Genomic DNA, 22,236 nt, shown 5'->3' with positions numbered 1-22,236 from the left:
TTGCTGTAACATTTCTGATACGATTTTGGTGACGGGAAATATGCTATAATTCGCCAGAGTCTATTTTTTTGAGAGAGGAACGTTGGCCATGTTATGGATTGCCATGTTGGTCAGTTTTGTGATGGCCATCTTGATCACGCCGCTCGTTCGCCGGTTCGCTTTTCTGATCGGAGCGGTCGATCACCCGAACGCCCGAAAAGTACATTTACGGACGATGCCGCGAATCGGCGGCCTCGCCATCTTCATCGCCTTCCTGATCGGCTACGCCTTGTTGTTGCCGACGAGTCGTTATAACGAGGCCATCTTGATCGGAGCGGTCATCATCATCTTGACCGGCCTGATCGACGACCGGTTCCAGTTGAACGCCCGCATCAAGTTGATGGGGCAGATGATCGCGACGGTCGTCGTCTTGAACGCCGGGATGCGGATCGAACTCATCAACTTGCCGTTCGACCAACAGCTCTATCTCGGCGCTTGGAGCATCCCGGTGACGGTGCTTTGGTTGATCGGGATCACGAACGCGATCAACTTGATCGACGGCCTCGACGGTCTCGCCGCCGGGGTCTCGAGCATCGCGCTCGGGACGATCGCGCTCCTAGCCATCATTCAAGGGAACGTCTATTTGACGATGATGGCGCTCTTGCTGCTCGCGAGCACGCTCGGGTTCCTCGTCCACAACTTCTACCCGGCGAAGATATTCATGGGGGACACGGGTGCGCTCTTCCTCGGCTACATGCTCGCCGTTTTCTCGCTGATCGGCTTCAAGAACGTGACACTGTTCTCGCTCGTCGTGCCGGTCCTCTTGCTCGGACTGCCGATTTCGGACACGATCTTCGCGATCGTCCGCCGGCTCGTCCAAGGGCGCCCGCCGATGTCGCCTGACAAGTCACACATGCACCACCAGTTGATCGATATGGGGTTCACGACGCGCCAAGCGGTGCTTCTTATGTACGGGATGACGTTCTTCTTCGGGATCGCCTCGATTCTGTTCGCGAAGACGACGATGGTCGGTGCCGTCATCACGTTCGTCATCGTCTTGATCGTCATTGAACTGATCGTCGAGTCGACGGAGTTGATCCACCCGAACTACAAACCGATCATCCAGACGTCACGCCGCCTGCTCGGCCGGGCGAAGACGTGACTTGGATATACACATAGAAACGACCAAGGACGCCATGTCCTTGGTCGTTTTTTTAGGTCAGTACGTCGTCGTCTCGCTAAAACCGTCGCCTGGGTCAGGTTCACTGTCTTCGGCCGTGACCGGAAGACCGAGCTCTGTTTTCAACAGTGCCCGCTTATCGTTCAAATCCGCCTGGTCCAACTCATAATAGTAGACGCCGCCGATCGTCAAGTCGCCGCCTTCTAGCGTCTCTTGGTTGAATGAGCGGAGCGATTTCGTATACGGCTGGAGCTGGGACGCCTCGGAGAGCGACATGTTCGTTCGGATATTATTGCCGACCGCAGTCATGATCCGGTTGAGCTTCGTGAACGAATTGATCGTCGTCGCCTCGTTGATGATGGCCTCGAGCACTTGTTGTTGGCGCTTGGCCCGGCCGATGTCGCCTTCAGGGTCGTCTTTCCGCATGCGGGCATAGGCGAGTGCTTCCTTGCCGTCTAGCATCTGGACGCCCGGTTCGAGCTCGACGTTGCCGGTGGCGCGTCCTGAGATCGGGATCAACACGTCGACTTCGACGCCGCCGACCGCGTCGACGAGGTCTTCGATGCCGTCAAAGTTGATCGTCGCGTAATAATCGATCGGGATGTCAAACAGCGTCTCGACCGTGGCGATCGTCGTGTCGATGCCGCCGTACGCATACGCATGGTTGATCTTGTCCTTGAACTCGCCGTCCTCCGTGACGATATCGACGTACGCGTCGCGGGGGATACTGACGAGCGTCACTTGGCGAGATTCCTTGTTGAACGTCGCCACCATCAGTGAGTCGGTCCGTCCCTCTTCGAGCGAGGCACCGCCATCGACGCCGGCGAGCAGGACGGAGAAGTGATTTTTCGTCAAATCGATCGTGTCGTCGCGACGTTCCGATTTGTCGCCACGCGTCAGTTCGCTGTTCGTGGTCTCTGCCGTCTCGTTCGCCTTGAAAACGAAGTAGCCGAAGGCCGAACCGCCGATCAGCAGGACGAGGCCAAGCACGAGCAGACCGATTTTCCACACGGAGCGTTTCTTGCGGGAGTCTTGTTCCATGTCGTCTCCTCATTTCAGTCATTTCTTTTAGTATACGGGACCTAGCGCACAAAATCACGTTCGATGATACGGACGTCCTGGGTCTCGAGTCGGCCTTGACCGTTCGTCAAATCGACGAGCCAAGCGAGCGCTTCCTCGGTCGCTTCGACCGGTACCGAGATGTGGAACGTGACGGTGTCGGCATAGACAATCTCGTCAAGCAAATAAGCGGACTGGCGGAGCTCGTTCTCGACTTTCCCGATCCATCCGTAGTCGACCGTGAGCGTGAGACGTTGCATCGGCAACCGTTCGACAATCCCGACCGCATCGAGCCCTTCGCTCACCGTCCCGCCGTAGGCGCGGATGAGTCCGCCGCCGCCGAGCTTGATGCCGCCGAAGTAGCGGGTGACGACGACGACCGTGTCTTTCAGATTGCGTTTACGGAGCACTTCGAGCATCGGCAGGCCGGCCGTCCCGCTCGGCTCGCCGTCATCGTTCGCTTTTTGGAATTCGTTCCGGGCTCCGATGATGTAGGCTGAACAATTATGATTGGCGCTCCAATGCGCTTTTTTGATCGTTTGGATGAACGTCTGGGCTTCCGCTTCGGTCGTGACGCGTTTAAAGTGAGCGATAAATTTTGATTTTTGTATGACGACCTCGTATTCTCCGTCTTGTTTTATAGTATAATTTTGTTCAGTAGACATTTCTGAAAATTCTCCTTTCTATTTTCATGTATTTTTTTTGAAATCGAGTAGGCGTCTGTAGATTAAGTGGCGAATTGTGAAGATAGCCTCTGATTCTTACTGGAAACGAACGCTTATGCAGTCGATAATAGAAACAAATGAGGACTTACTACCGAACTATTAGGGGATGGCATCGTGAATCATATTACCGATCGTACAGCATTAGAGCATATCATAACAAATATGATTGATACGGTGACGGAGAGTAAAGAGGAGATCGTCCGTATAACTGAAAATTCAGCTAATGAGTATTCGTCGATCCAAACGGAGCTAAAAGAGTTGACGCAAAAGATCGAGTTTCACATTAAAGAGTCCGAGCGCCTCGATCTATTAGTGAAAGCGGCGAAGAATAAACTCGTTCAAGTGAGTAAGAAGTTCCATATACATAGTGAGCAAGAGATCCGCGAGGCGTATGAACTCGCCAACCAGATGCAGCTCGAGCGGTTCCTCATTCAAAAAGAGGAGATGGTGAGCCAGCAGCGCCGAAACGACCTCGAGCGGCGGTTGCTCGTCCTTCAGGATACGATGGAGCGGGCGGACCGGTTAGTCAGCCGCGTCTCGGTCGTCCTCAACTTTTTACGCGACGACCTGCAGCAAGAGTATTCGGACATGATGAAGAAGCAAGAGATGGCAATCAGCGTCTTCGAGGCGGCTGAGCGTGAGCGGCGCCACCTGGCCCGGGAAATGCATGACGGCCCCGCGCAATCGCTTGCCCATATTTTGATTCGGGCCGACTTGATCGAGAAGACGTTCGACCGAAGAGGCAAGGACGAGGCGTTCGCCGAACTGCACGAGCTGAAACGGCTGATTCGCGGGGCGCTCGTCGACGTACGACGCTTGATTTACGACCTGCGGCCGATGTCGCTTGACGACCTTGGCTTCTTGCCGACGCTCGAGCGTTATTTACATCAGACGGAAGAGTACACGGCGATCAAGACGCGGCTCAACTACCGCGGCAACCGGACACGTCTCTCGGAAAAACTCGAGATCAACGTCTTCCGGCTCGTCCAAGAGGCGGTCCAAAATGCGATCAAGCATTCGAAGACGACGGAAATCATCGTCAACGTCGAGCAAGCGCTAGACGTGATTCACATTCACGTGCGCGATCACGGGGTCGGCTTCGTGCCGAGTATGATCGGGCAAGAGTCGTTCGGTATCGTTGGTATGCGCGAACGGATCGAGCTTGTGAACGGCAGTATCAACATTGATTCGGAAATCGGCAAAGGGACGGTCGTCCGCATGTCGATCCCGATTTTGTAATACAGATAAAGGGGAGTGTACGATGGAAATGACAAATACAATCCGCATCGCAATCGTCGATGACCATGAGCTGTTTCGAGAGGGCTTGAAGCGGATCTTTGATTTAGAAGACGAGTTCACCGTCATCGCTGAAGGGCGGACGGGTGCTGATGCGATTCGCATCGCCAAAGAGGAGAAACCGGAGATCATGATCCTCGACATCAACATGCCCGACTTGAACGGGATCGAGGCGACGAAACAGTTGACCGCGGCATCGTCGGACACGCGCGTCCTCATCCTGTCGATCCATGATGACGAATCTTACATAACACATGCGCTTGAAGCGGGAGCATCAGGTTTCTTGTTGAAAGAAGTTGCTTCAAGCGAACTCATCTCGGCCGTTCGTTCGGTCGCGAAAGACGGGGCGTACTTGCATCCGAAAGTGACGACGAACGTGTTGAAGGATTACCGGCGCCTGCTCCAGTTCAAAGGAGAACAAGCCGAACGGAACGTCGTGAACCGGACGGACGATCCCGTCTATCGGTTGCTGTCGCGCCGTGAGGTCGAGGTGCTCCACTTGCTCGCCGATGGCCGCTCGAACCGCGATATTAGCGACATGCTGTTCATCAGTGAGAAGACGGTCAAGAACCACGTCTCGTCGGTTCTGCGCAAAATGGAAGTAAACGACCGGACGCAAGCCGTCGTCGATGCGATCCGCCGCGGGTGGGTCGAGATTTGACCTAGACCGATGCAATACATCGCTTTTGTGCTACAATATGGAATGGAATCTTAATTCAATTGGAAAAACGAAACGATGTAAAGTGAGGATATAGTATGGGAAACATAGCGATTTTGACCGACAGTACCGCCTATTTGCCGGCCGAATTTTGTGAGCGACACGACGTCCACGTCGCACCGCTAAGCGTGATTTTTGGCAGAGAATCGTTCCGTGAGGCCGTCGATATCACGACGGAGGCGTTCTATGAACGGATCGAGGCGGGGAATTTGCCGACGACATCGCAACCGATCATCGGGGAGACGGTCGAACTGATCGACAGCCTTCCGGCTGAAGTGACCGACGTCATCGCTATCACGCTCTCGAGCGGGATCAGCGGGACGTATCAATCGATGATCGCCTTGAACAACATGGTCGATGTCAACGTGCACGCGTTCGACTCTGAAATCTCGTGCATGCCTCAGGCATTTCTCGTCGAAGAGGCCGTCCATATGCGTGACAATGGTGCCTCGGCCGAGGAGATCATGCAGCATCTCGAGAAGACGCGTGAACGGATCCGTGCCTATTTCGTCGTCGATGACCTCGACCACCTCCAACGGGGCGGACGGCTCAGCGCGGCGCAAGCGCTCGTCGGCTCGTTCCTGCAGATCAAGCCGGTCCTTCATTTTCAGGATAGACAGATCGTCCCGTTCGAGAAGATCCGGACGTACAAGAAGGCGGTCCGTCGCATCGAAGAGATGATGGACCAATCGATCGTCGGTGACGGCGCGGGATATTGCATCGGCATTATCCACGCCAACTGCCCGGAACGTCAGGCCGAAGAGATCGCCTCGATGAAACAGAAGTTTCCGCAAGCGCAAGTCACGGGCGGTCATTTCGGACCAGTCATCGGGACACACCTTGGACCTGGCGCGATCGGCATCACGTGGTATCACCGCGAACGATAAACAGAAGACGGCCGCATGGTCGTCTTTTTCGATGAAGAAAGGAGTGGGCTTGTGGCCAAGTATCGTCAAATCTATGAACGGCTCGCCGAGCGGATGAAAACGGGTGAATACGAGGCGGAGTCGAAACTGCCGTCGGAGACAGAACTCATGCATGAATACGAGGCGAGCCGGGGCACGGTCCGGAAAGCGCTCGACTTGCTCCAAGAGCACGGCTATGTCCGCAAACATCATGGCAAAGGCGTGTTCGTGCTGCGCCGCGACCAGATCGAGTTCCAGTTCAACGGCATCGTCAGCTTCTCGGAAATATACGCCAGTATGCTCGGCCGTTCGATCGAGACGAGCGTCGCCTCGTTCGAGGAGATAGAGGCACCGAGTTGGCTCGCCGAGCGGATGGGTCTTGAGCCCGCCACGCTCGTCTACCGGATCGAACGGGTCCGCAACTTCGACGGGGAGAACGTCATTTTAGACGTGAACTATTTCGTCAAAGACCTCGTCCCCGGTCTGACGAAACAGATTGCCGAGCACTCGATCTATCAATACGTCGAGCGCGAGCTCGGGCAACAGATCAGCTACGCGAAGCGGAAAATCGCGGCCGAGGACGTGACCGAGCTTGACCGGTCACGCCTCGATCTTCACGATTACGAATACGTCATCGTCATCACGAACGACACGTTTTTGTATGAGGGAAGACAGTTCGAATATACCGAGTCCCGTCACCGGCTCGACAAGTTTCAGTTCAGCGATGTGGCGCGTCGATAAGGCTTCTTCTTTAAGAAGGGGTCTTTTTTGTCGTTTTGAATCGGGAGGAGAGGGAACAAAATTAGTGAACGCTTGTCACACATTCGTCACGATAAACTTATATAGATAAGTTGTTGACAGAACTCATCTATATAAGTTAAACTTTGTTTGTAATCATATGTAACCGTTCTCAAAAAACGCTTTCACACAAAGGAGGCCTATCTTATGAAGGCAGATTATCGTCAAATCGCCGCGGATATCCTAGAAGCCATCGGGGGCAAGGATAACGTCGATAAAGCGGCGCACTGTGTCACGCGACTCCGTCTTTCACTGAAAGACCAGTCGCTCGTCAATGAGGCAAAAGTAAAAGAAGCCGATCTCGTCAAAGGGGCGTTCGAGAACTCGGGCGTGTACCAAGTCGTCATCGGTGCCGGGGACGTCGAGCGCGTCTACGCCGAGTTCATCAAACTCGCCGGGCTCGAGGCGGCAACGGTCGCTGAAGTCAAATCGTCAGGCGGCAAGAAGATGAACCCGCTCCAAAAACTCGTCAAAGTGTTCTCGGACGTGTTCATGCCGATCATCCCGGCCATCATCGTCGCCGGTCTCTTGATGGGGATCAACAACTTGCTCGCGTCGGAAGGACTGTTCGTCGACGACGCGACGCTCATCGAGGCGTATCCGAACTTGCAAGGCTTATGGGATCTCATCAACATGATGGCGAACACGGCGTTCGTCTTCCTGCCAGCCCTCGTCGGTTGGTCGGCAACGAAGCGTTTTGGTGGCAGCGAAGTGCTCGGTATCGTCATGGGTCTACTGCTCGTCCACCCGGACTTGTTGAACGCATGGGGTTACGGGCAAGCGGCGCTTGAAGGCGATATCCCGACGTTCGACATCCTCGGGCTGTTCGAAATCGAGAAAGTCGGCTATCAAGGTCAAATCTTGCCGATTTTGGCCGCGGCCTTCATTTTGAGCCATATCGAGATCTTCTTGAAAAAACATGTTCCAAATGCGATCCAACTGCTCGTCGTGCCGATCACGACAATCGTCGTCACAGGTTTCCTCGCCCTTGCGATCGTCGGACCGGTCACACGCGGAATCGGGAACGTCATCGCGACGAGTCTCGTCAACGTGTTCGAAGCGGTACCGGTCGTCGGTGCGCTATTGTTCGGTTTGTTCTATGCACCGCTTGTCGTCACGGGGATGCACCACTTGTTCATCGCGATCGATCTTCAGCTGATTGCGGAGACAGGCGGCACGTTCATCTGGCCGATGCTCGCTCTGTCGAACATCGCTCAAGGTTCGGCGGCGCTCGCGATGTTCTTCGTCTATAAACACAACGCCAAACAAAAGAGTATGGCATCGACGTCAGCAATCTCGGCTTACTTTGGGATCACCGAGCCAGCCATGTTCGGGGTGAACTTGCCGAACAAATTCCCGTTCTACTCAGCGATGATCGGGTCGGCGATTGCCGCCGTCTTCATCACGCTGAACGACGTCCAGGCCATCGGCATCGGCGTCGGGGGACTCCCTGGCTTCCTGTCGATCTTCACAGATAAAATCTTGCTCTTCATGGTCGGGATGGTCATTGCGATCGTCGTCCCGTTCGTGCTCACGTTCGCCTTGTCAAAACGCTACATGAAAAAAGGCGAGCTGAAAGTAGACAAAGTCGCATAATATGGGGATTCATCAAGGGGAGGGACGGAGGTTCTTCCCCTTTTCCTATCAAAATGAAAACTCTTACAAAAGGAGCTGTCGTTCATGACACAAACAAACTGGCGCAAATCAGTCGTCTATCAAATCTATCCAAAAAGCTTTTACAGCCCGGAAGGTAACGCTACCGGCTCGATTAAAGGAGTGACGTCGAAACTCGATTATCTGGCCGATCTCGGCATCGAATATATTTGGATGACACCGGTGTACAAGTCGCCGCAAAACGATAACGGGTACGACGTGAGCGACTATTACGCGATCGACCCATCGTACGGGACGATGGAAGACCTTGACGAGCTCGTCCGCGAGGCCGAGGCGCGTGGGATCGGACTGATGATGGACATCGTCGTCAACCACTCGTCGACCGAGCATGAGTGGTTCCAAAAATCGCTCGCCGGTGACGAACGGTACCGGGACTATTACATTTGGCGCGACGAACCGACGAACTGGGAGTCGAAGTTCGGGGGCAACGCCTGGAAGTATGACGACAAGAGCGGCCAGTACTTCCTCCACTTGTTCGACGAGACGCAAGCCGACTTGAACTGGGAGAACGAACAGATGCGTGAGGACGTCTACGAGATGATGCGTTTCTGGCGCGAGAAAGGCATCAAAGGGTTCCGCCTCGACGTCATCAACTTGATCTCGAAGCAACAGGACTTCCCGGAGGACGAATCGGACGGCCGCAAGTTCTATACGGACGGGCCGCGCATCCATGAGTTCTTGAAAGAGATGAACCGCGAAGTGTTCGAGGGGCATGACGTCATCACGGTCGGCGAAATGTCGTCGACGACGCTCGACCATTGCGTCCGCTACTCGAGCCCGGACGAACGTGAACTCAGCATGACGTTCAGCTTCCACCACTTGAAAGTCGATTACCCGAACGGCGAGAAGTTCGTCGCCGCACCGTTCGATTTCGTGCAGCTGAAAGACATCATGTCGACGTGGCAGGAAGGGATGCACGGCAAGGGCTGGAACGCCATCTTCTGGTGCAACCACGACCAGCCGCGCGTCGTCAGCCGCTTCGGCAACGATACCGACCACCGCGTCGAGAGCGCCAAGATGCTCGCGACCGTGCTCCACGGCCTACAAGGGACACCGTACATCTATCAAGGCGAAGAGATTGGCATGACGAACCCAGGGTTTGACTCGCTCGACGAGTACCGCGACATCGAGACGCTCAACATCTACAAGCTGAAGCGCGACGAGGGCGTGTCGCACGAGGACATGATGGCCGCCATCAAACAGAAGTCACGCGACAACTCACGGACACCGATGCAGTGGGACGCGACGCCGCACGCCGGCTTCACGAGCGGGACGCCATGGATCAACGTGGCGCCGAACTATACGGAGGTCAACGTCGAGACGACGCTCGACGACCCGGATTCGGTGTTCTACCACTACAAGAACTTGATCTCGCTCCGCAAAGAGCTCGACGTGTTGACGGACGGGGACTATACGCTGTTGACGAAACAGGACCTAGACGTCTGGGCGTACACGCGGAAGACGGACGACGAAGAAGTACTCGTCGTCGCCAACTTCTATGGACCCGAGACGACGTATGAGATCCCGGAACGGTTCACATGCGCCGACGTCGTCAGCCATAACTACGACGTGCCGCAGCTCGACGGAACGACGTTGTCGCTCCGGGCGTACGAGGCGATCATGTTCTATAAACGTAACGCATAAAGCGTAATCAGAAAAACTCGCCAGACGAATTCGTCTGGCGAGTTTTTCTGATTACATGGTAAGGCATCACGTCGGTCCAATGAAAGGGAAACGTCCGACGAGACGCTCGCAGCATCTCCGAAATTGTCGTCCACGACTTCCCCCGCTCGAGTGACGCGCACCCACAATTCAGTGTCGACATGGGACGGGGACGCGTACAACACGTAATATTTCGCATCGTACAGAGATAAGTATGTCACACCAATCACGTTAAGTTCCAGCTCGGGATACGTCATATCGACATAGGTTTCGGCTGCTCGGACGGCTCGTTGTTCGGCCGCGTCGCTACCGTTCAACACATACCAAATCCACCAACCGAGGCAAAACACAGCAATCATTCCTAAGCCGGTTAGTACGTTATGGATAGGTCGTTTAAACACGAAATCCTCCTCATTTCCAATTAATGGTCTACTCGTAGTATAGTCGGTAACTTTATTTTTCACCTCCGTCTGTCGCATGATATGACTTGATGTATTAGCATTAACCGTTCCTGTTCCATCAACGAGCATGACATGTGGACTTAACGGTTATATGCTAATGTCAGTGAAAAAGGACTGATTTTATTGGGACACCTCGTCGTTAGTCCGAACGGGAAACCGGCCATCCGCTTCGGCGTCTGTCAGCGCTGTCTGAGCACCGATATCCGCGCGTTCACCTGTCATCACGGCGCATGTCAGTATTGCCGCAATTGCTTGCACCTCGGGCGGGTATGCCGCTGTGACTTTTTAGCAGAGATCGACGTCACGACGCCGGTCGAACCGACTGAACTCGTTATGCCGTTCGAGCTGGCAGACGCGCAACAACGTGTCAGCGAGCAATTACTCACGTGGTGGGAGAAACGACAGACCGGTCTCGTCCACGCCGTCTGCGGTGCCGGCAAGACCGAGATGGCGTTCCCGGTCATTGCCCGCATCGTCAACGAAGGGAAGCGCGTTCTCGTCGTCTCGCCACGACGTGACGTCGCCATCGAGTGGGCCGACCGGCTCGAGGCAAGCTTCACCGTCCCAATCACAAGGCGCTACGGAGGCGGGGACAAGGAATCGATTGGGATGATCACCGTCGCGACGGCCCCGCTTCTTGTGAATTTGCGCGACGTGTTCGATTATGTTCTCGTCGACGAGTCAGACGCGTTCCCGTTCGCTTTCGACTTATCGCTCTGGTGGACACTCTATCGTGCCGGTAAAGGTGTCTTCTTGTTCGTCACGGCGACACCGACGCTGTGGCAACGTCAGTTTCCAACCACCCACTTGTCGCGCCGCTACCACGGCCACGATTTGCCGATGCCGCGGCTCGTCAAACAGGCCGAGTCAGCCATTCTCGACTTTTGCCGGAGCCATGTGGCGCCGCGCCTATTGTTCGTCCCGACGAAACCGGACCTTGTCCGTTATGGAAAGCTACTTGAGGCGGCCGGGCTCGACTACCGGGCCGTCTCGGCCGACACCGATGCGCGGACGGATACGCTTGTCTGGCTAGAAGAAACGAACGGCATCGTGCTCGCGACGTCGATTTGGGAGCGCGGCATGACCGTCCGCGGCGTCCAGGTCGCCATTCTCGATAGTGACCATCGTCTGTTCTCGACGCGCGCCCTCATCCAGATGGCGGGCCGGGCCGGACGTAAGCCTGACGCGCCGACCGGGGACGTCGTCTTGTTCTATACCGAGCGGACGTTCCGGCAAGACCAGACCATCCGCGCGATCGAGGAGGCGAACCGGCGATGAACTGCCTCGTCTGCCGCCAACCGATGACGGTGCCGTGGAGTCCGTCGACACTTTTAAAACGTGACTGGGTCTGTCCGGACTGTGAAGCGATGTTGACCCCGCTCGAGCCGGGCTGTCCCCGCTGCGGTCATCCGAGCCCAGACGGGAAGACGTGCCCGGACTGCGTCCGCTGGCTCGCGCTCGGTCTCGATTTGACGGTCCGTTGCCTCTACGCCTACGACGAGGCCGGTGCGACGTGGCTCCATCGCTTCAAGTTCGGCGGGGATGTCGCGCTCGTCGATCATGTTCGGGACACGTTACGAAACGCGCGTGAACCGGGCGTGATTTACGTGCCCATCCCGCTCGGGGAGGAGCGGCTTTTGACGCGTCGCTTCAACCAGGCGGACGTGCTCGCCCGATCAATCGGACCGACGCAGCAACTCCTTCAAAAAGAAGAGGTTTCAAGTCAGCGTGAATTTGGGAAAGGAGAAAGGCGGCACCGTCCAAACCCGTTTGCTGTACAAGCTGCGACTACATATGGGAAAATCGTGCTCGTCGACGACGTCTATACGACCGGTACGACGCTCCACCAAGCAGCGTACACACTGAAGAAAGCCGGCTATGCAGAAGTTTCTGCGGTTTGCCTGTTCCGGGCGCTAAACAAATCAAAAATGCGTCCGATATAAAGGGCAGAGGTGAATGACATTGGAAGCAGCAACTTGTCAGATGTGTGGGCGTTTGTTTATGAAACAAAGCCGCTCACCGTACTGTCCGTCATGTAGTGAAGTCGATTTCCAAAACTTCTTGAAAGTTCGGGACTTCATTCGGGAACCAGCCAACAAACAGACAACGATCGGGGCCTTAGTCGAAGCGACAGGTGTCTCCGAACTTGATATCACGCGATATATCCATGAAGGACGCTTGATCATCAAGGACAACCCAGCAATGAGCATCGCTTGTGTGCGCTGCGGCAAGGCGACGAACGCAGGAAAAGTTTGTTCGACTTGTCAGGCAGAGATGCAGCAAGAACTACAAGGTTTACAAGCAAGTGTAACCAAGACGAGCGCTCGCGCTTATCGTTTGGACTAACAACTTAGAAGAGGGGGGACACGCATGCGCATCGATTCTGCAAAGTGGGTACATTTACCGAACACTTACGAGAAGAAAACGCTAGCCGAGACGAAGCCCGAGCTAACACGCCAAACGGACCGAATATCGATATCGGCTGAAGCCCGCGCCCGGTTTGAAGAACCGGTGAAAAATCCGGACCGTCTTGAGAAGATCAGCGCCTTGAAGGCGGAGATCAACGCAGGGACGTATACACGGGACGCGCGCGACATCGCCAAACGCTTTCTACAAGGATGAATGGAAGCGAGGTCCGCTTGAGGCCTTCGCACTTATAACACGGCACGGAAGCTGACTAGACAAGGGAACCCCTTTTTAGTCGGCTCTTTTTTTGGAAAAAGGAGACTATTATGCTCACATTACATACACGTTTACTCGAACTCGCTTACGCAAAAGAACAACTGCTCATCAAAGGCGATATGCCCGCTTTCAGCGCGCTCGTCAAAGAAGAAGCGACGATTGTCCGACAAATCGGACAAAAAGAGACGGAACGACTTCAAGGTTTGCTCGTTTTGGACGATGAAGAGAAGGAAGCGCTACGACCGGTGCTGTTCGAACTGAAGCGACAGAATGAACTGAACGCGACGTTGCTCGAACAGTCGCTCCGGTATATCAATTGGCATTTGGACATGCTCATGCCAGAAGCAGACGATTTCACATACGGGCAACAGGCGTTCGAGACACGCTCGTTCAGCCGTGACGTATAAGGAGGAACATTTATGGGTTCAACATTTATGGGATTAGAGACGGCGCGACGCAGTTTGACGACGCACCAGTGGGCGCTGCAGGCGACGGGGAACAACGTCGCCAACGCCTCGAACCCGGGCTACTCGCGTCAACGACTGTCAATTGGCATGACCGAACAGCTGAGTGTCAACTTCGGCGGAACGAAGGCCGGACAGTTCGGGACGGGCGTACGCGGGGAGACGCTCGCCCGCATCCGCGACTTGATGATCGACCAACAATACCGTGACGAGACGGTCAAAAACTCGTTTTACGCGACGAAAGAAGCGGCGTTCGGCCGGATGGAAGATATCATCAACGAACCTTCTGAGAACGGTCTCGCCAAATCGCTCGACTTGTTCTGGGGATCGCTCCAAGACTTGTCGGTCAACCCGGATGACACCGGCGCCCGCAGCGTCGTTCGTCAACGGGCGATGACGCTCGCCGAGACGTTCAACTATATGTCGTCCTCGCTCACGAAAGTCCAAGACGATTTGAAGTCAGAAGCCGACGTCGTCATCAAGAAAGTGAACGACCTGTTGACGAAGATCAGCGACGTCAACCGTCAAATCGGGGACGCGGAACCGCTCGGCGCGCTCCCAAACGAACTGTATGACGCACGTGACCGCTACATGGACGAGCTCGCGCAATACGTCGAGTTCGAGCGCAAACCGGTCGACTACTTGAACGGCGAGACGCGCGGTAACTCGCAGCGGATGGCCGAGGGGCGGATCGATATTGTCGTCAACCTCGGAACGAAAGCCGCACCGAACAACGTGACACTCGTTGACGCCATCGGAGGAGGGATCGGGAAATTTGACGGCCTCGAATTGACGGATGCGGCAGGCGCAGTCACGCCGCTCACCCACGCCGAGATTCCGAACGGGAAGTTGAAAGCACTCGTCGAAATGTATGGCGAGGGTGCGAACGAAGGGATTGACGGGGCCTTCACCGTCATGCTGAAAGATTTGGATGAGATGGCCAATCAATTCGCGACTGCCTTCAACACCGCGCATAGTGGCAATATCGATGCGACAGGCGTCGCCGGCACGGATCAATTTTTCGTAAACGTGACGAGTGCGGCGGATATAACCGTCGGCGATGACATTATGAAGAACCTCGATTTGATCGCCGCTTCAAAAGACGGCAACATCGGTGACGGCAGTGGGGCGTTGGCGCTTGCCGACTTGAAAAACCAAGCGTTGGCGTTTACGGGCGGCTCGGTCACGACCAATTCGTCGATCGGGAAGTATTATCAAAACGTCATCGGCAACATGGCCGTCTCGGCGAGCCAGAGCGGAAGTCTCGCCAAGAGCACGTTCGCGCTCATGGCGAGTTCGGACCAGCGCCGCCAATCGGTGAGCGCGGTCTCGCTCGACGAAGAGATGACGATGATGATCCAGTACCAGCACGCCTATAACGCGGCGGCACGGAACATCACGGCGGTCGACGAGATGCTCGACAAAATCATTAACGGCATGGGTGTCGTAGGGAGGTAATGAGTAATGCGTGTCACACAGACGATGCTCACACAGACGAACTTGAAACATTTATCGAGCAGCTATAACACGCTCGCCCGCGTCCAAGAACAACTGATCAGCGGGAAACGGATCCAAAAAGCGTCCGAGGACCCGGTCGTCGCGATGCAAGGCATCCGTTACCGGACCGAAGTGCGCGAAGTCGACCAGTTCCGTCGTAACGTCAGCGAAGCGACGAGCTGGATGGACTTGACCGACTCGACGTTGAACGAAGTGACGGAAGCCGTCAAACGGATCCGTGAACTGACGACGCAAGCGGCGAACGACACGTACGAGTCGTCACAACGCGAGATCATCAAGAGTGAGATCGACCAACTCGTCGAACATATCGGTTCGCTCGCGAACTCGAAAGCCGGCGAGAAGTATATTTATAACGGGACAAAGACGGATCAGCCGCTTATCGATATGGACAAGTTAAAGGGCTATTTAAAGAACGATCCTTTAAATCCGGTCACGATTGCTGAAATTTATACAGCAAACGAAATACCCGGTGATCCTGACCCGAGCGGCAAAATCGAGTTCGAAGTCTCGAAAGGGATCAAGATGCAAGTGAATATGCAACCGGAGACAGTCTTTGGACAAAAGCTGTTTGAGGGACTTCAAAAATTAAGTGGCTTGCTTGGGGCAGCGACGACAGGCGGGGCCGATCTATCAGCCGAACTGGCGACGCTCGACACGCTCGGTCAAAGCTTGATCACGGAGCGGGCCGAACTCGGTGCTCGCGCCAACCGGCTCGAACTCGTCGATAATCGTCTGCAAGACCACGAGATCATCGCCAAGACGATCATGTCGAACAATGAAGATATCGATATCGAGAAAGTCATCATGGAGCTCAAGTCACATGAGACGGTACACCGGGCCGCACTCTCAGCCGGGGCCCGCATCATCCAGCCGACGCTCCTCGACTTCCTCCGGTAAGCGCGGATGAACCTGGCGAGACTTGAGATGCGGCAGACGCAGGCCGCGATCCAGATGACGTCGAACCGCCCCGTGCTCGAGATGAGACAAGGGCGGGCCGATGTGTCGATGACGCAAGGCAAGGTCGAGATGACGCAACAGACGAGACAAGGCACGCTCGAAGTCGACTCTTCGGTCGCACGCAGTGAGAGCAACTTGAAAAGCGCGCTCGAACTCGGCCGCTACTTCGGCCAGCTCGGCGAACAAGGTGTGCGCGAGGCGACGAGCCAGACGGCCCGGGAAGGCGATCAACTGATGCGGATCGAGAACGGTAACCCGATCCCGAGCATCGCTGCGAGCAAAGTGAACGACCCGTACCCAATCGTCGACATGGGCTATATGCCGAAGTCGATCGACCGCGTCAAGTTGACGTATACGCCGGCGGATGTCAAAATCGAATGGAACCTGACGCCGGCACAAATAGATGTATCGCTTACCCCGGCCGAGATTTCGTTCACACCATGGACGACGGACATCTCGCTTCGCCAAGAGGCGTCGCTCGAGATGTGGCCAATCGGTGGCATGTATGATGAGACGCGTTGAAAGTGAGGACAAACCATGTTCATTGAGACAGATTATTTTGGCAAGATTGAAGTGAATGATGAAGAGACGATTTCGTTCGTCAGCGAGGTGCCCGGTTTTCCGGACTCGAAGACGTTCGTTCTCATCCCGTACGGGGACGACCTCCCGTTCTGGTCGTTGCAGTCGATCGAAGATTCGGCTTGTGCGTTCGTCGTGACGAACCCGTTTTGGCATAAGGCGGATTATGCGTTCGAACTGACGGACGGTGCCAAGGAGCAGCTCGCGATCGGTGAGGCCGAGCACGTCTCGGTATACGCCATCGTCACGCTTCGCGAACCGTTCGACGCCTCGACGCTCAACTTGAAGGCACCGATCGTCATCGAGACGAAAGAGCGCCGTGGCAAGCAAGTCATCTTAGACGATGCCTACTCGGCCCGCTACCCGCTCGGCGGCCAGAAAGCAGAGGTGCGCTGATGCTCGTATTGAAACGAAAACAAGGTGAGGCGATCCATATCGGCGACGATGTGACGCTCACCGTGCTCGCCATCGAAGGCGACCAAGTCAAGCTCGGCATCGACGCCCCGCGTCACATCGACATCCATCGCCACGAGGTGTATGTCCAGATGCAAACCGAGAATGAATCGGCCCGCGATAGTGCCAATTTGATGAAACAAATGCTTAAAAACAAGTCGGAAGCATGAGCTTTCGACTTTTTGGCTGGCTGAATTTTTAGATAGGCTGACACGTGTCACACGGGTACGATAGGATAGATAGGAAGAATTGGGAAAGGATTGGGTCGATTGGGTCAGGTTGTAAACATTTTTTTCATTAATATCAGCATCATCTATTTGCTCATTTCGTTGACGTTTTATGTGATGCGTGACGTTTTGCCGATTCAAGTGTCATCACCCATCTCGATCCGCATCGGGTTCGGGCTGTCGAACGGACTGATCGCTGTGTTGCTGACGATCAACTCAATCGTCGTCGACGGGGCCAAAATCGACCTGCGGATCATCCCGTTCGCACTCGCGGCGGCATTCGCCGGTCCGGTCGGGGTGACCGTCGCCATCCTCACATCTGTCGCGGCCAGGTTGATGACAGAGGGATTCAGTGCGGTCATCATGAACGCCTTCGTCATGATCGGCATTTTTTGGGTGATTGCCGTCGGGCTCGGTCGTCAATCTGTGCGCCGAGGTCATTCGTTCGCGGTGTACATCGCGATCGGCATGGCGCTCGTCCTCGTCCGCGTCGTCGGCAACGTCTCGCTCGATACGTTTATTGACGTGTTCATCCCGTATTTCCTGATGACATCGCTCGGGGCTTGGATGTGCTACTGGGGTGCCAAGAAGTTGGAGACCCATCTTTGGATGTTCCGTCTGCATACCCATCGGGCGACGGTCGACGAGTTGACGGGACTGCCGAACCGCTACATGACGCTCGAACGGTTGAGCGAGGTGGAACTGTCTGGTCGGCCATGGGCACTCTTCGTCATCGATGTCGACCATTTCAAGCAATTGAACGATACATATGGCCATCGTGCCGGCGACGAGGCGTTGCGTCAAATCGGTGAGACGTTACGCCTGAACTGCCCGGACGGGGGATTTGTCGGTCGGTACGGCGGCGAAGAATTTTTGATGGTCGTCGAAGGTGCAGGGGAGGCCGTCGTGGCGCTTGCCGACGCGGTCGTCGATGTCGTCCGTGAGACACCGTTCACGTTTGAGGGGGAAACGATCCCGATGACGATCTCGATCGGGGCGTCGGTCGCCGACGCCGAACCGAGCATGCTTGTGTTCGAGCGGGCCGATGCGGCGCTCTATGCGGCGAAGATGAGCGGACGCGATCAGGCACGTTTAGGATAACGCAAAAGGTCGGCCCTGGGGCCGACCTTTTTAGTGGATATTTTTCTTTTTGAACTGTCCGCCCCGGACGTCGTGGATGTTACCGATGGCGAGGAACGCCTTCTCGTCATAGTCGTCGAGGATGTCTTTCAATTTCGTCTCCTCTAGACGGCTGATGACGGTGAAGACGACTTTTTTGCCGTCACCCGTGTACGCCCCTTCGCCGTGAAGGTACGTCACACCGCGGCCGAGTCGGTCCATGATGGCTTGACCGACGTCGTCCGGCGACGTCGTGATGATCCACGCCGCTTTCGATTGGTCGATCCCTTCTAATACGATATCGATCGTCTTGAAGGCGACGAAATAGGTGATAAGCGAGTACATGGCCCGGTCCCAGCTGAAGACGAAGCCGGCCGTGCCGAGGATGAAGATGTTGAAGAACATGACGATCTCGCCGACCGAGAACGGGAGCCGGTCCGTGAACGACACGGCCAAAATCTCGGTCCCGTCGAGCGAACCGCCGGCCCGGATGACGAGCCCGATTCCGGCGCCGAGCAAGAAGCCGCCGAACACGGTCGAAAGAAGCAGATCGTCCGTGAACGGTTCGATCGAGTGCAATAGGATTGTGAAGCCCGACATGAGTAAGATGGCGACGAGGGTGACGACGGCGAACGTCTTCCCGATCTGGCGGTAGCCGAAGTAAATGAACGGCAAATTGAACAGGACGAGCCAGATGGCGATTTTTGTTTCTGTCAGATAAGAGACGATGATCGAGACGCCGACGATGCCGCCGTCGATGATCTGGTTCGGGACGAGGAACGCCTCGAGTCCGATGGCGAAAATGAAGGCGCCGATCAAGAGGAGCAGCGCTTTCGCGAAGAGCTCGGTCGGTTTGATTGGATTATGTTCCCGCTTTAAGCGGAGCACTTCCTCCGGGGTCGGGGAAGGCATCGGTGGACGCTGCATCGCGTATCGCCCCTTTCCTTTTTGTTTTAGTATAGCAAACCTCACAACGGATTTTACGGTCGAGGCAGGAAATCTGACACAAATTATGGAACAAGTCGAGAATCAGGAAGGAGAGATCTCATGCGTCCATATGGATTGTTCGGCAAGTTGACCGCTATTCCGGGTGAGCACGACACGTTGCTCGCGATCTTGCTCGAGGCGGCCGAGGCGATGAAACAGGAGTCGACGTGCGCTATGTACCGGGTGAACGTCTCACTCGATGACGATTCGATTCTCGTCTACGAAGTGTGGGAAAGTGTAGACGCCCATCAACAGTCGCTCTCGCTTGAGACGACGAAAACGCTGATCGAGCGGGCGCGACCGGTCTTGGCCAAAGTCGAGCGCTTGGCCGTGTTCGAGCCTAGAGGCGGGCATTGAAAAACATCCACGTCCGCGGACGTGGATGTTTTATCAAGATTTCGTCAAACTGCCTTTGACCTGCTCATAAAACTCGTCCATCATGCCGGTACGGCTGCCGAGCTGACAGATGAGTTCGAGCGTTTCTTTATAGAACTTTTTGACGAGTCCTTTGTTTTTGACTTCCATCGACGCGAGCGTCTTGTCGAGGTTTTGGAGGATCTCCTCGATCTGGTTATCCGAGTCCGGTTTGACGACCGTCATGTTATCCGGGATCTTGACGACTTTTTCTTGTTCCTGGTGACGGAACGAAGCGCCGAAGCCAAGGTTCTCGATGAACAAGTGCGGCATCGCCTTCTGACCGAAGAATTGTTGGTGCCACTCGCTCGCTTTCATCGTGTCCATGTCTTGCTTGAACGTGGACGCCGTCGAGACGTATTTTTTAAACAGATCCGTCATGAATTTTTCGATGACCGGGATTTGCAGGGCGAAGACGTTTTTCAAGAGCGCGTCGAGCTGTGCGCGCGACAATTGGGATTCGTTTGACATGTCAGTTCCTCTTTTCTGTAATACGATATCTTTATCGTATGGGATTGGCGGACGGGCGTCAACGCATCCTAAAAAGTTTTTTCAGAATATTTAATGATTTGACGTCAATTTGTGCGATAATCGTCTCATGGCAGTCATCAAAGAGGAGTGAGTTCAACATGAATAAAACAGTAAAATGGGCCGTCGCGCTTGGCGTGACCGGTGCCCTCGTCGCAACGGTCGGTGTCGTCTCGTCACGCGGACGGACCGATGATACGTCACAGACGATCCGTGACCGCGACCTCGGCTACGAGATCATTCTCCCGTCGAAGATCGCCGAGGCGATCGAGCGCGGTGACGTCTATATCGAGAAAGCACAAGATGTCGTCGATGTCGGCGATAAAAATAGCTACGGCACGTTCGACCTCTACTATAATGTCGAGGACGGGGACGACCAACTGTTGTTCCACCTTGACTTGATCGACCGTGAACTCTCGGAAGAGGCGTTCGCGACCGAAATCGGTTACGGCAACTATCTCGGCGCGAGCGACAAGACGTTCTTCTGGGTCGAACCGACCGAGGCCGTCCCAGGCGCTGAGGCGCATACGGATGAGATTGCAGAGCTGCTCGAGACGCTCCCAGAGCTCGAGTTCCGCACGTTATGAGTCAGCCCGCTTCGGCGGGCTTTTTCGATTATGCTACAATACAGTTGAGGTGATTCGTATGAATTGGACAGTAGAAGAAGCAAGACAGGCAGAACATGTAACAGCGCTCGAAGGAGCGGTCAACGCGCATGACGCGATCGACGTGAAAATCGGTCACGTCGCGGTCGGACAGAACGACTACGCCGTCTATGACGGTGAACAGTTGATCGGTTATTTGATGTTGTTCCCGTATCTCCCGAACGAGTATGAGGTCAACGCGCTCGTCCATCCGGACTACCGCAAGCAAGGCCTCTTCACGGCGCTCCTCGCGGCAGCGAAACGTGACGCCAAAGAGAACGGTTGCGAGGCGTTCACGTTCGTCATCGACCGCAAGTCGAAGTCGGGCAAGGCGGTCGTCGACCACATTCAAGCGGCGTATCAGTTCTCGGAGTACAACCTCGTCTTGAAGAAAGCCGAGCTGTTTTTGAAACCGAACGAAGTGTCGCTCCGTGAGGCGACGGACGCCGACCGTCCCGTCATCATCGAGACGCTCAGTGAGGCGTTCGGTGACCCGGTCGATGTGACCGAGAACATCTACAGCCAAATCGACACGCCGGACCGGGTGACGTACATCGGTGAAGTTGAAGGGCGTCCCGTCGGTGTCATCCGCGCGCTATTGTCAGGTGACGATGCCGCGAGCATCCACGCGTTCGGTGTGCGGGCGAGCGAACAAGGCCAAGGCTACGGCACGAAGATGTTGAAGCAGATGGTCCAACAACTGTTCCGTATGGGCCGTACGAAGCTCGAGCTCGACGTTGAGACGGAAAACAAGGCCGCGCTCGAGATCTACAAGCGGGCCGGATTCGCTGAGAACGGCGGCTATGAGTTTTACTTACTAGAACTGTGAGGTGGAGACGATGGTTCGTAATTTGAAATGGTTAGGTGCCGCGTTCGAGGCATTGCTCGGCATCCCGGTGCTCGGTGGACTGTTCATCATCAGTATGGGTTATTCACCGCTCGGATTCATGCTCGTGTTTCACATCGTCGTCCTGATTCTGTCGGTATCGCGGCTAAACAAAGTCTCGTTCGGCCCGATCGTCGGGATTACGGCGTCGGTGCTCGGCTTCATCCCGTTCGTTGGCATGATGTTGCACTGGGTGGCGGCGATCGCCCTTGCAATCGATGCGCTCACGACGACCCGTGAACGGACACGTGTGATAAAAGAAGACGACCGGTTTTAACGGACGCTCTCGAAGTCGAGGGCGTTTTTTTCATTGACCAAAAC

Annotated in this window: 27 protein-coding genes; 22 read left to right on the top strand and 5 right to left on the bottom strand. The window is 55.2% G+C overall.

Annotated elements, in window-relative coordinates; translation table 11 throughout:
- Positions 1–88 precede the first annotated feature (88 nt).
- Positions 89–1,141: a glycosyltransferase family 4 protein gene (locus EVJ21_RS05450; RefSeq protein ID WP_070328629.1), complete on the top strand. Its 1,053-nt coding sequence runs from the start codon at positions 89–91 to the stop codon at positions 1,139–1,141.
- Positions 1,142–1,198: 57 nt separating this feature from the next.
- On the opposite strand, the gene EVJ21_RS05445 is transcribed toward EVJ21_RS05450, so the two are convergent.
- Positions 1,199–2,200, bottom strand: coding sequence for an LCP family protein (locus tag EVJ21_RS05445; RefSeq protein WP_070328630.1), 1,002 nt, complete (start codon positions 2,198–2,200; stop codon positions 1,199–1,201).
- Between the two features lie 41 nt (positions 2,201–2,241).
- Positions 2,242–2,883 (bottom strand): YigZ family protein, encoded by a 642-nt coding sequence (locus EVJ21_RS05440; RefSeq protein WP_131464100.1) that lies wholly within the window; start codon positions 2,881–2,883, stop codon positions 2,242–2,244.
- A 174-nt stretch (positions 2,884–3,057) separates the two neighbouring features.
- Here EVJ21_RS05440 and EVJ21_RS05435 point away from each other — a divergent pair, with 174 nt between their 5' ends.
- From EVJ21_RS05435 to treC, 6 genes are all read left to right on the top strand, one after another.
- Positions 3,058–4,182, top strand: a complete 1,125-nt coding sequence (locus tag EVJ21_RS05435; RefSeq protein ID WP_174545515.1) for a sensor histidine kinase — start codon at positions 3,058–3,060, stop codon at positions 4,180–4,182.
- Between the two features lie 22 nt (positions 4,183–4,204).
- Positions 4,205–4,900: a response regulator transcription factor gene (locus EVJ21_RS05430; RefSeq protein WP_131438756.1), complete on the top strand. Its 696-nt coding sequence runs from the start codon at positions 4,205–4,207 to the stop codon at positions 4,898–4,900.
- A 95-nt stretch (positions 4,901–4,995) separates the two neighbouring features.
- Positions 4,996–5,844, top strand: a complete 849-nt coding sequence (locus EVJ21_RS05425; RefSeq protein WP_131464098.1) for a DegV family protein — start codon at positions 4,996–4,998, stop codon at positions 5,842–5,844.
- A 15-nt stretch (positions 5,845–5,859) separates the two neighbouring features.
- On the top strand, positions 5,860–6,603 hold the full coding sequence (treR, locus tag EVJ21_RS05420) for a trehalose operon repressor (RefSeq protein WP_131464096.1): 744 nt from the start codon (positions 5,860–5,862) through the stop codon (positions 6,601–6,603).
- 204 nt (positions 6,604–6,807) lie between these two features.
- Complete coding sequence (treP, locus tag EVJ21_RS05415) at positions 6,808–8,256, top strand: PTS system trehalose-specific EIIBC component (RefSeq protein ID WP_131464094.1); 1,449 nt, start codon at positions 6,808–6,810, stop codon at positions 8,254–8,256.
- An 84-nt stretch (positions 8,257–8,340) separates the two neighbouring features.
- Positions 8,341–9,978, top strand: coding sequence for an alpha,alpha-phosphotrehalase (gene treC, locus EVJ21_RS05410; protein WP_131490057.1), 1,638 nt, complete (start codon positions 8,341–8,343; stop codon positions 9,976–9,978).
- Here treC and EVJ21_RS05405 read toward each other — a convergent pair.
- Positions 9,960–10,397, bottom strand: coding sequence for a hypothetical protein (locus EVJ21_RS05405; RefSeq protein WP_131490056.1), 438 nt, complete (start codon positions 10,395–10,397; stop codon positions 9,960–9,962). The two genes, treC and EVJ21_RS05405, sit on opposite strands and share 19 nt — an antisense overlap.
- A gap of 183 nt (positions 10,398–10,580) precedes the next feature.
- Between EVJ21_RS05405 and EVJ21_RS05400 the strand changes: the two genes are divergently transcribed.
- The 11 genes from EVJ21_RS05400 to EVJ21_RS05350 all read left to right on the top strand — a co-directional run bounded on the left by EVJ21_RS05400 (position 10,581) and on the right by EVJ21_RS05350 (position 18,438).
- Positions 10,581–11,735: a DEAD/DEAH box helicase family protein gene (locus tag EVJ21_RS05400; RefSeq protein ID WP_131490055.1), complete on the top strand. Its 1,155-nt coding sequence runs from the start codon at positions 10,581–10,583 to the stop codon at positions 11,733–11,735.
- Positions 11,732–12,400 (top strand): ComFC family protein, encoded by a 669-nt coding sequence (locus tag EVJ21_RS05395; RefSeq protein WP_131464086.1) that lies wholly within the window; start codon positions 11,732–11,734, stop codon positions 12,398–12,400. The genes EVJ21_RS05400 and EVJ21_RS05395 overlap by 4 nt, the downstream gene beginning before the upstream one ends.
- A 58-nt stretch (positions 12,401–12,458) precedes the next feature.
- Positions 12,459–12,803 (top strand): flagellar protein, encoded by a 345-nt coding sequence (locus tag EVJ21_RS05390; RefSeq protein WP_131490054.1) that lies wholly within the window; start codon positions 12,459–12,461, stop codon positions 12,801–12,803.
- A 24-nt stretch (positions 12,804–12,827) separates the two neighbouring features.
- The gene (locus EVJ21_RS05385) at positions 12,828–13,079 is read left to right on the top strand and encodes a flagellar biosynthesis anti-sigma factor FlgM (protein ID WP_016509310.1); all 252 of its coding nucleotides are present in this window, start codon (positions 12,828–12,830) and stop codon (positions 13,077–13,079) included.
- 110 nt (positions 13,080–13,189) lie between these two features.
- Positions 13,190–13,546 carry a flagellar export chaperone FlgN gene (gene flgN / locus EVJ21_RS05380; RefSeq protein WP_070328643.1) on the top strand — a complete coding sequence of 119 codons (357 nt, stop codon included), beginning with the start codon at positions 13,190–13,192 and terminating at the stop codon, positions 13,544–13,546.
- A 12-nt stretch (positions 13,547–13,558) separates the two neighbouring features.
- Entirely contained in the window at positions 13,559–15,061 is a 1,503-nt protein-coding gene (gene flgK, locus EVJ21_RS05375) for a flagellar hook-associated protein FlgK (protein WP_201738969.1), read from the top strand.
- A gap of 6 nt (positions 15,062–15,067) precedes the next feature.
- On the top strand, positions 15,068–16,018 hold the full coding sequence (gene flgL / locus EVJ21_RS05370; RefSeq protein ID WP_131456630.1) for a flagellar hook-associated protein FlgL: 951 nt from the start codon (positions 15,068–15,070) through the stop codon (positions 16,016–16,018).
- 27 nt (positions 16,019–16,045) lie between these two features.
- Positions 16,046–16,600, top strand: a complete 555-nt coding sequence (locus tag EVJ21_RS05365; protein WP_236633694.1) for a DUF6470 family protein — start codon at positions 16,046–16,048, stop codon at positions 16,598–16,600.
- Between the two features lie 15 nt (positions 16,601–16,615).
- Positions 16,616–17,053 carry a flagellar assembly protein FliW gene (fliW, locus tag EVJ21_RS05360; RefSeq protein WP_131438743.1) on the top strand — a complete coding sequence of 146 codons (438 nt, stop codon included), beginning with the start codon at positions 16,616–16,618 and terminating at the stop codon, positions 17,051–17,053.
- Positions 17,053–17,280, top strand: coding sequence for a carbon storage regulator CsrA (csrA, locus tag EVJ21_RS05355; protein WP_016509303.1), 228 nt, complete (start codon positions 17,053–17,055; stop codon positions 17,278–17,280). The genes fliW and csrA overlap by 1 nt, the downstream gene beginning before the upstream one ends.
- A 99-nt stretch (positions 17,281–17,379) precedes the next feature.
- A complete protein-coding gene (locus tag EVJ21_RS05350) occupies positions 17,380–18,438 on the top strand; it encodes a GGDEF domain-containing protein (RefSeq protein WP_236633344.1) in 1,059 nt (352 codons plus the stop codon).
- Between the two features lie 30 nt (positions 18,439–18,468).
- Here the strand turns inward: EVJ21_RS05350 and EVJ21_RS05345 are convergent, their stop codons facing one another.
- Positions 18,469–19,383 (bottom strand): YitT family protein, encoded by a 915-nt coding sequence (locus EVJ21_RS05345; protein ID WP_236633345.1) that lies wholly within the window; start codon positions 19,381–19,383, stop codon positions 18,469–18,471.
- A 120-nt stretch (positions 19,384–19,503) separates the two neighbouring features.
- On the opposite strand from EVJ21_RS05345, the gene EVJ21_RS05340 reads away from it, so the two are divergent.
- Positions 19,504–19,800: a putative quinol monooxygenase gene (locus tag EVJ21_RS05340; RefSeq protein WP_131490052.1), complete on the top strand. Its 297-nt coding sequence runs from the start codon at positions 19,504–19,506 to the stop codon at positions 19,798–19,800.
- A gap of 33 nt (positions 19,801–19,833) precedes the next feature.
- Here the strand turns inward: EVJ21_RS05340 and EVJ21_RS05335 are convergent, their stop codons facing one another.
- Positions 19,834–20,328, bottom strand: a complete 495-nt coding sequence (locus tag EVJ21_RS05335; RefSeq protein WP_016509305.1) for a hypothetical protein — start codon at positions 20,326–20,328, stop codon at positions 19,834–19,836.
- 158 nt (positions 20,329–20,486) lie between these two features.
- Between EVJ21_RS05335 and EVJ21_RS05330 the strand changes: the two genes are divergently transcribed.
- From EVJ21_RS05330 to EVJ21_RS05320, 3 genes are read left to right on the top strand one after another with little or no spacing between them, the layout of a single operon-like run.
- Positions 20,487–20,972: a hypothetical protein gene (locus tag EVJ21_RS05330; protein WP_035386206.1), complete on the top strand. Its 486-nt coding sequence runs from the start codon at positions 20,487–20,489 to the stop codon at positions 20,970–20,972.
- A gap of 58 nt (positions 20,973–21,030) precedes the next feature.
- The gene (locus tag EVJ21_RS05325; RefSeq protein ID WP_131490050.1) at positions 21,031–21,858 is read left to right on the top strand and encodes a GNAT family N-acetyltransferase; all 828 of its coding nucleotides are present in this window, start codon (positions 21,031–21,033) and stop codon (positions 21,856–21,858) included.
- Between the two features lie 10 nt (positions 21,859–21,868).
- Entirely contained in the window at positions 21,869–22,192 is a 324-nt protein-coding gene (locus EVJ21_RS05320; RefSeq protein WP_236633692.1) for a hypothetical protein, read from the top strand.
- Positions 22,193–22,236: the final 44 nt, after the last annotated feature.

Source organism: Exiguobacterium sp. SH0S2, assembly GCF_004337185.1.
Taxonomy (GTDB): domain Bacteria; phylum Bacillota; class Bacilli; order Exiguobacteriales; family Exiguobacteriaceae; genus Exiguobacterium; species Exiguobacterium aurantiacum_A.
This window is presented reverse-complemented; position numbering and strand designations above follow the sequence as displayed.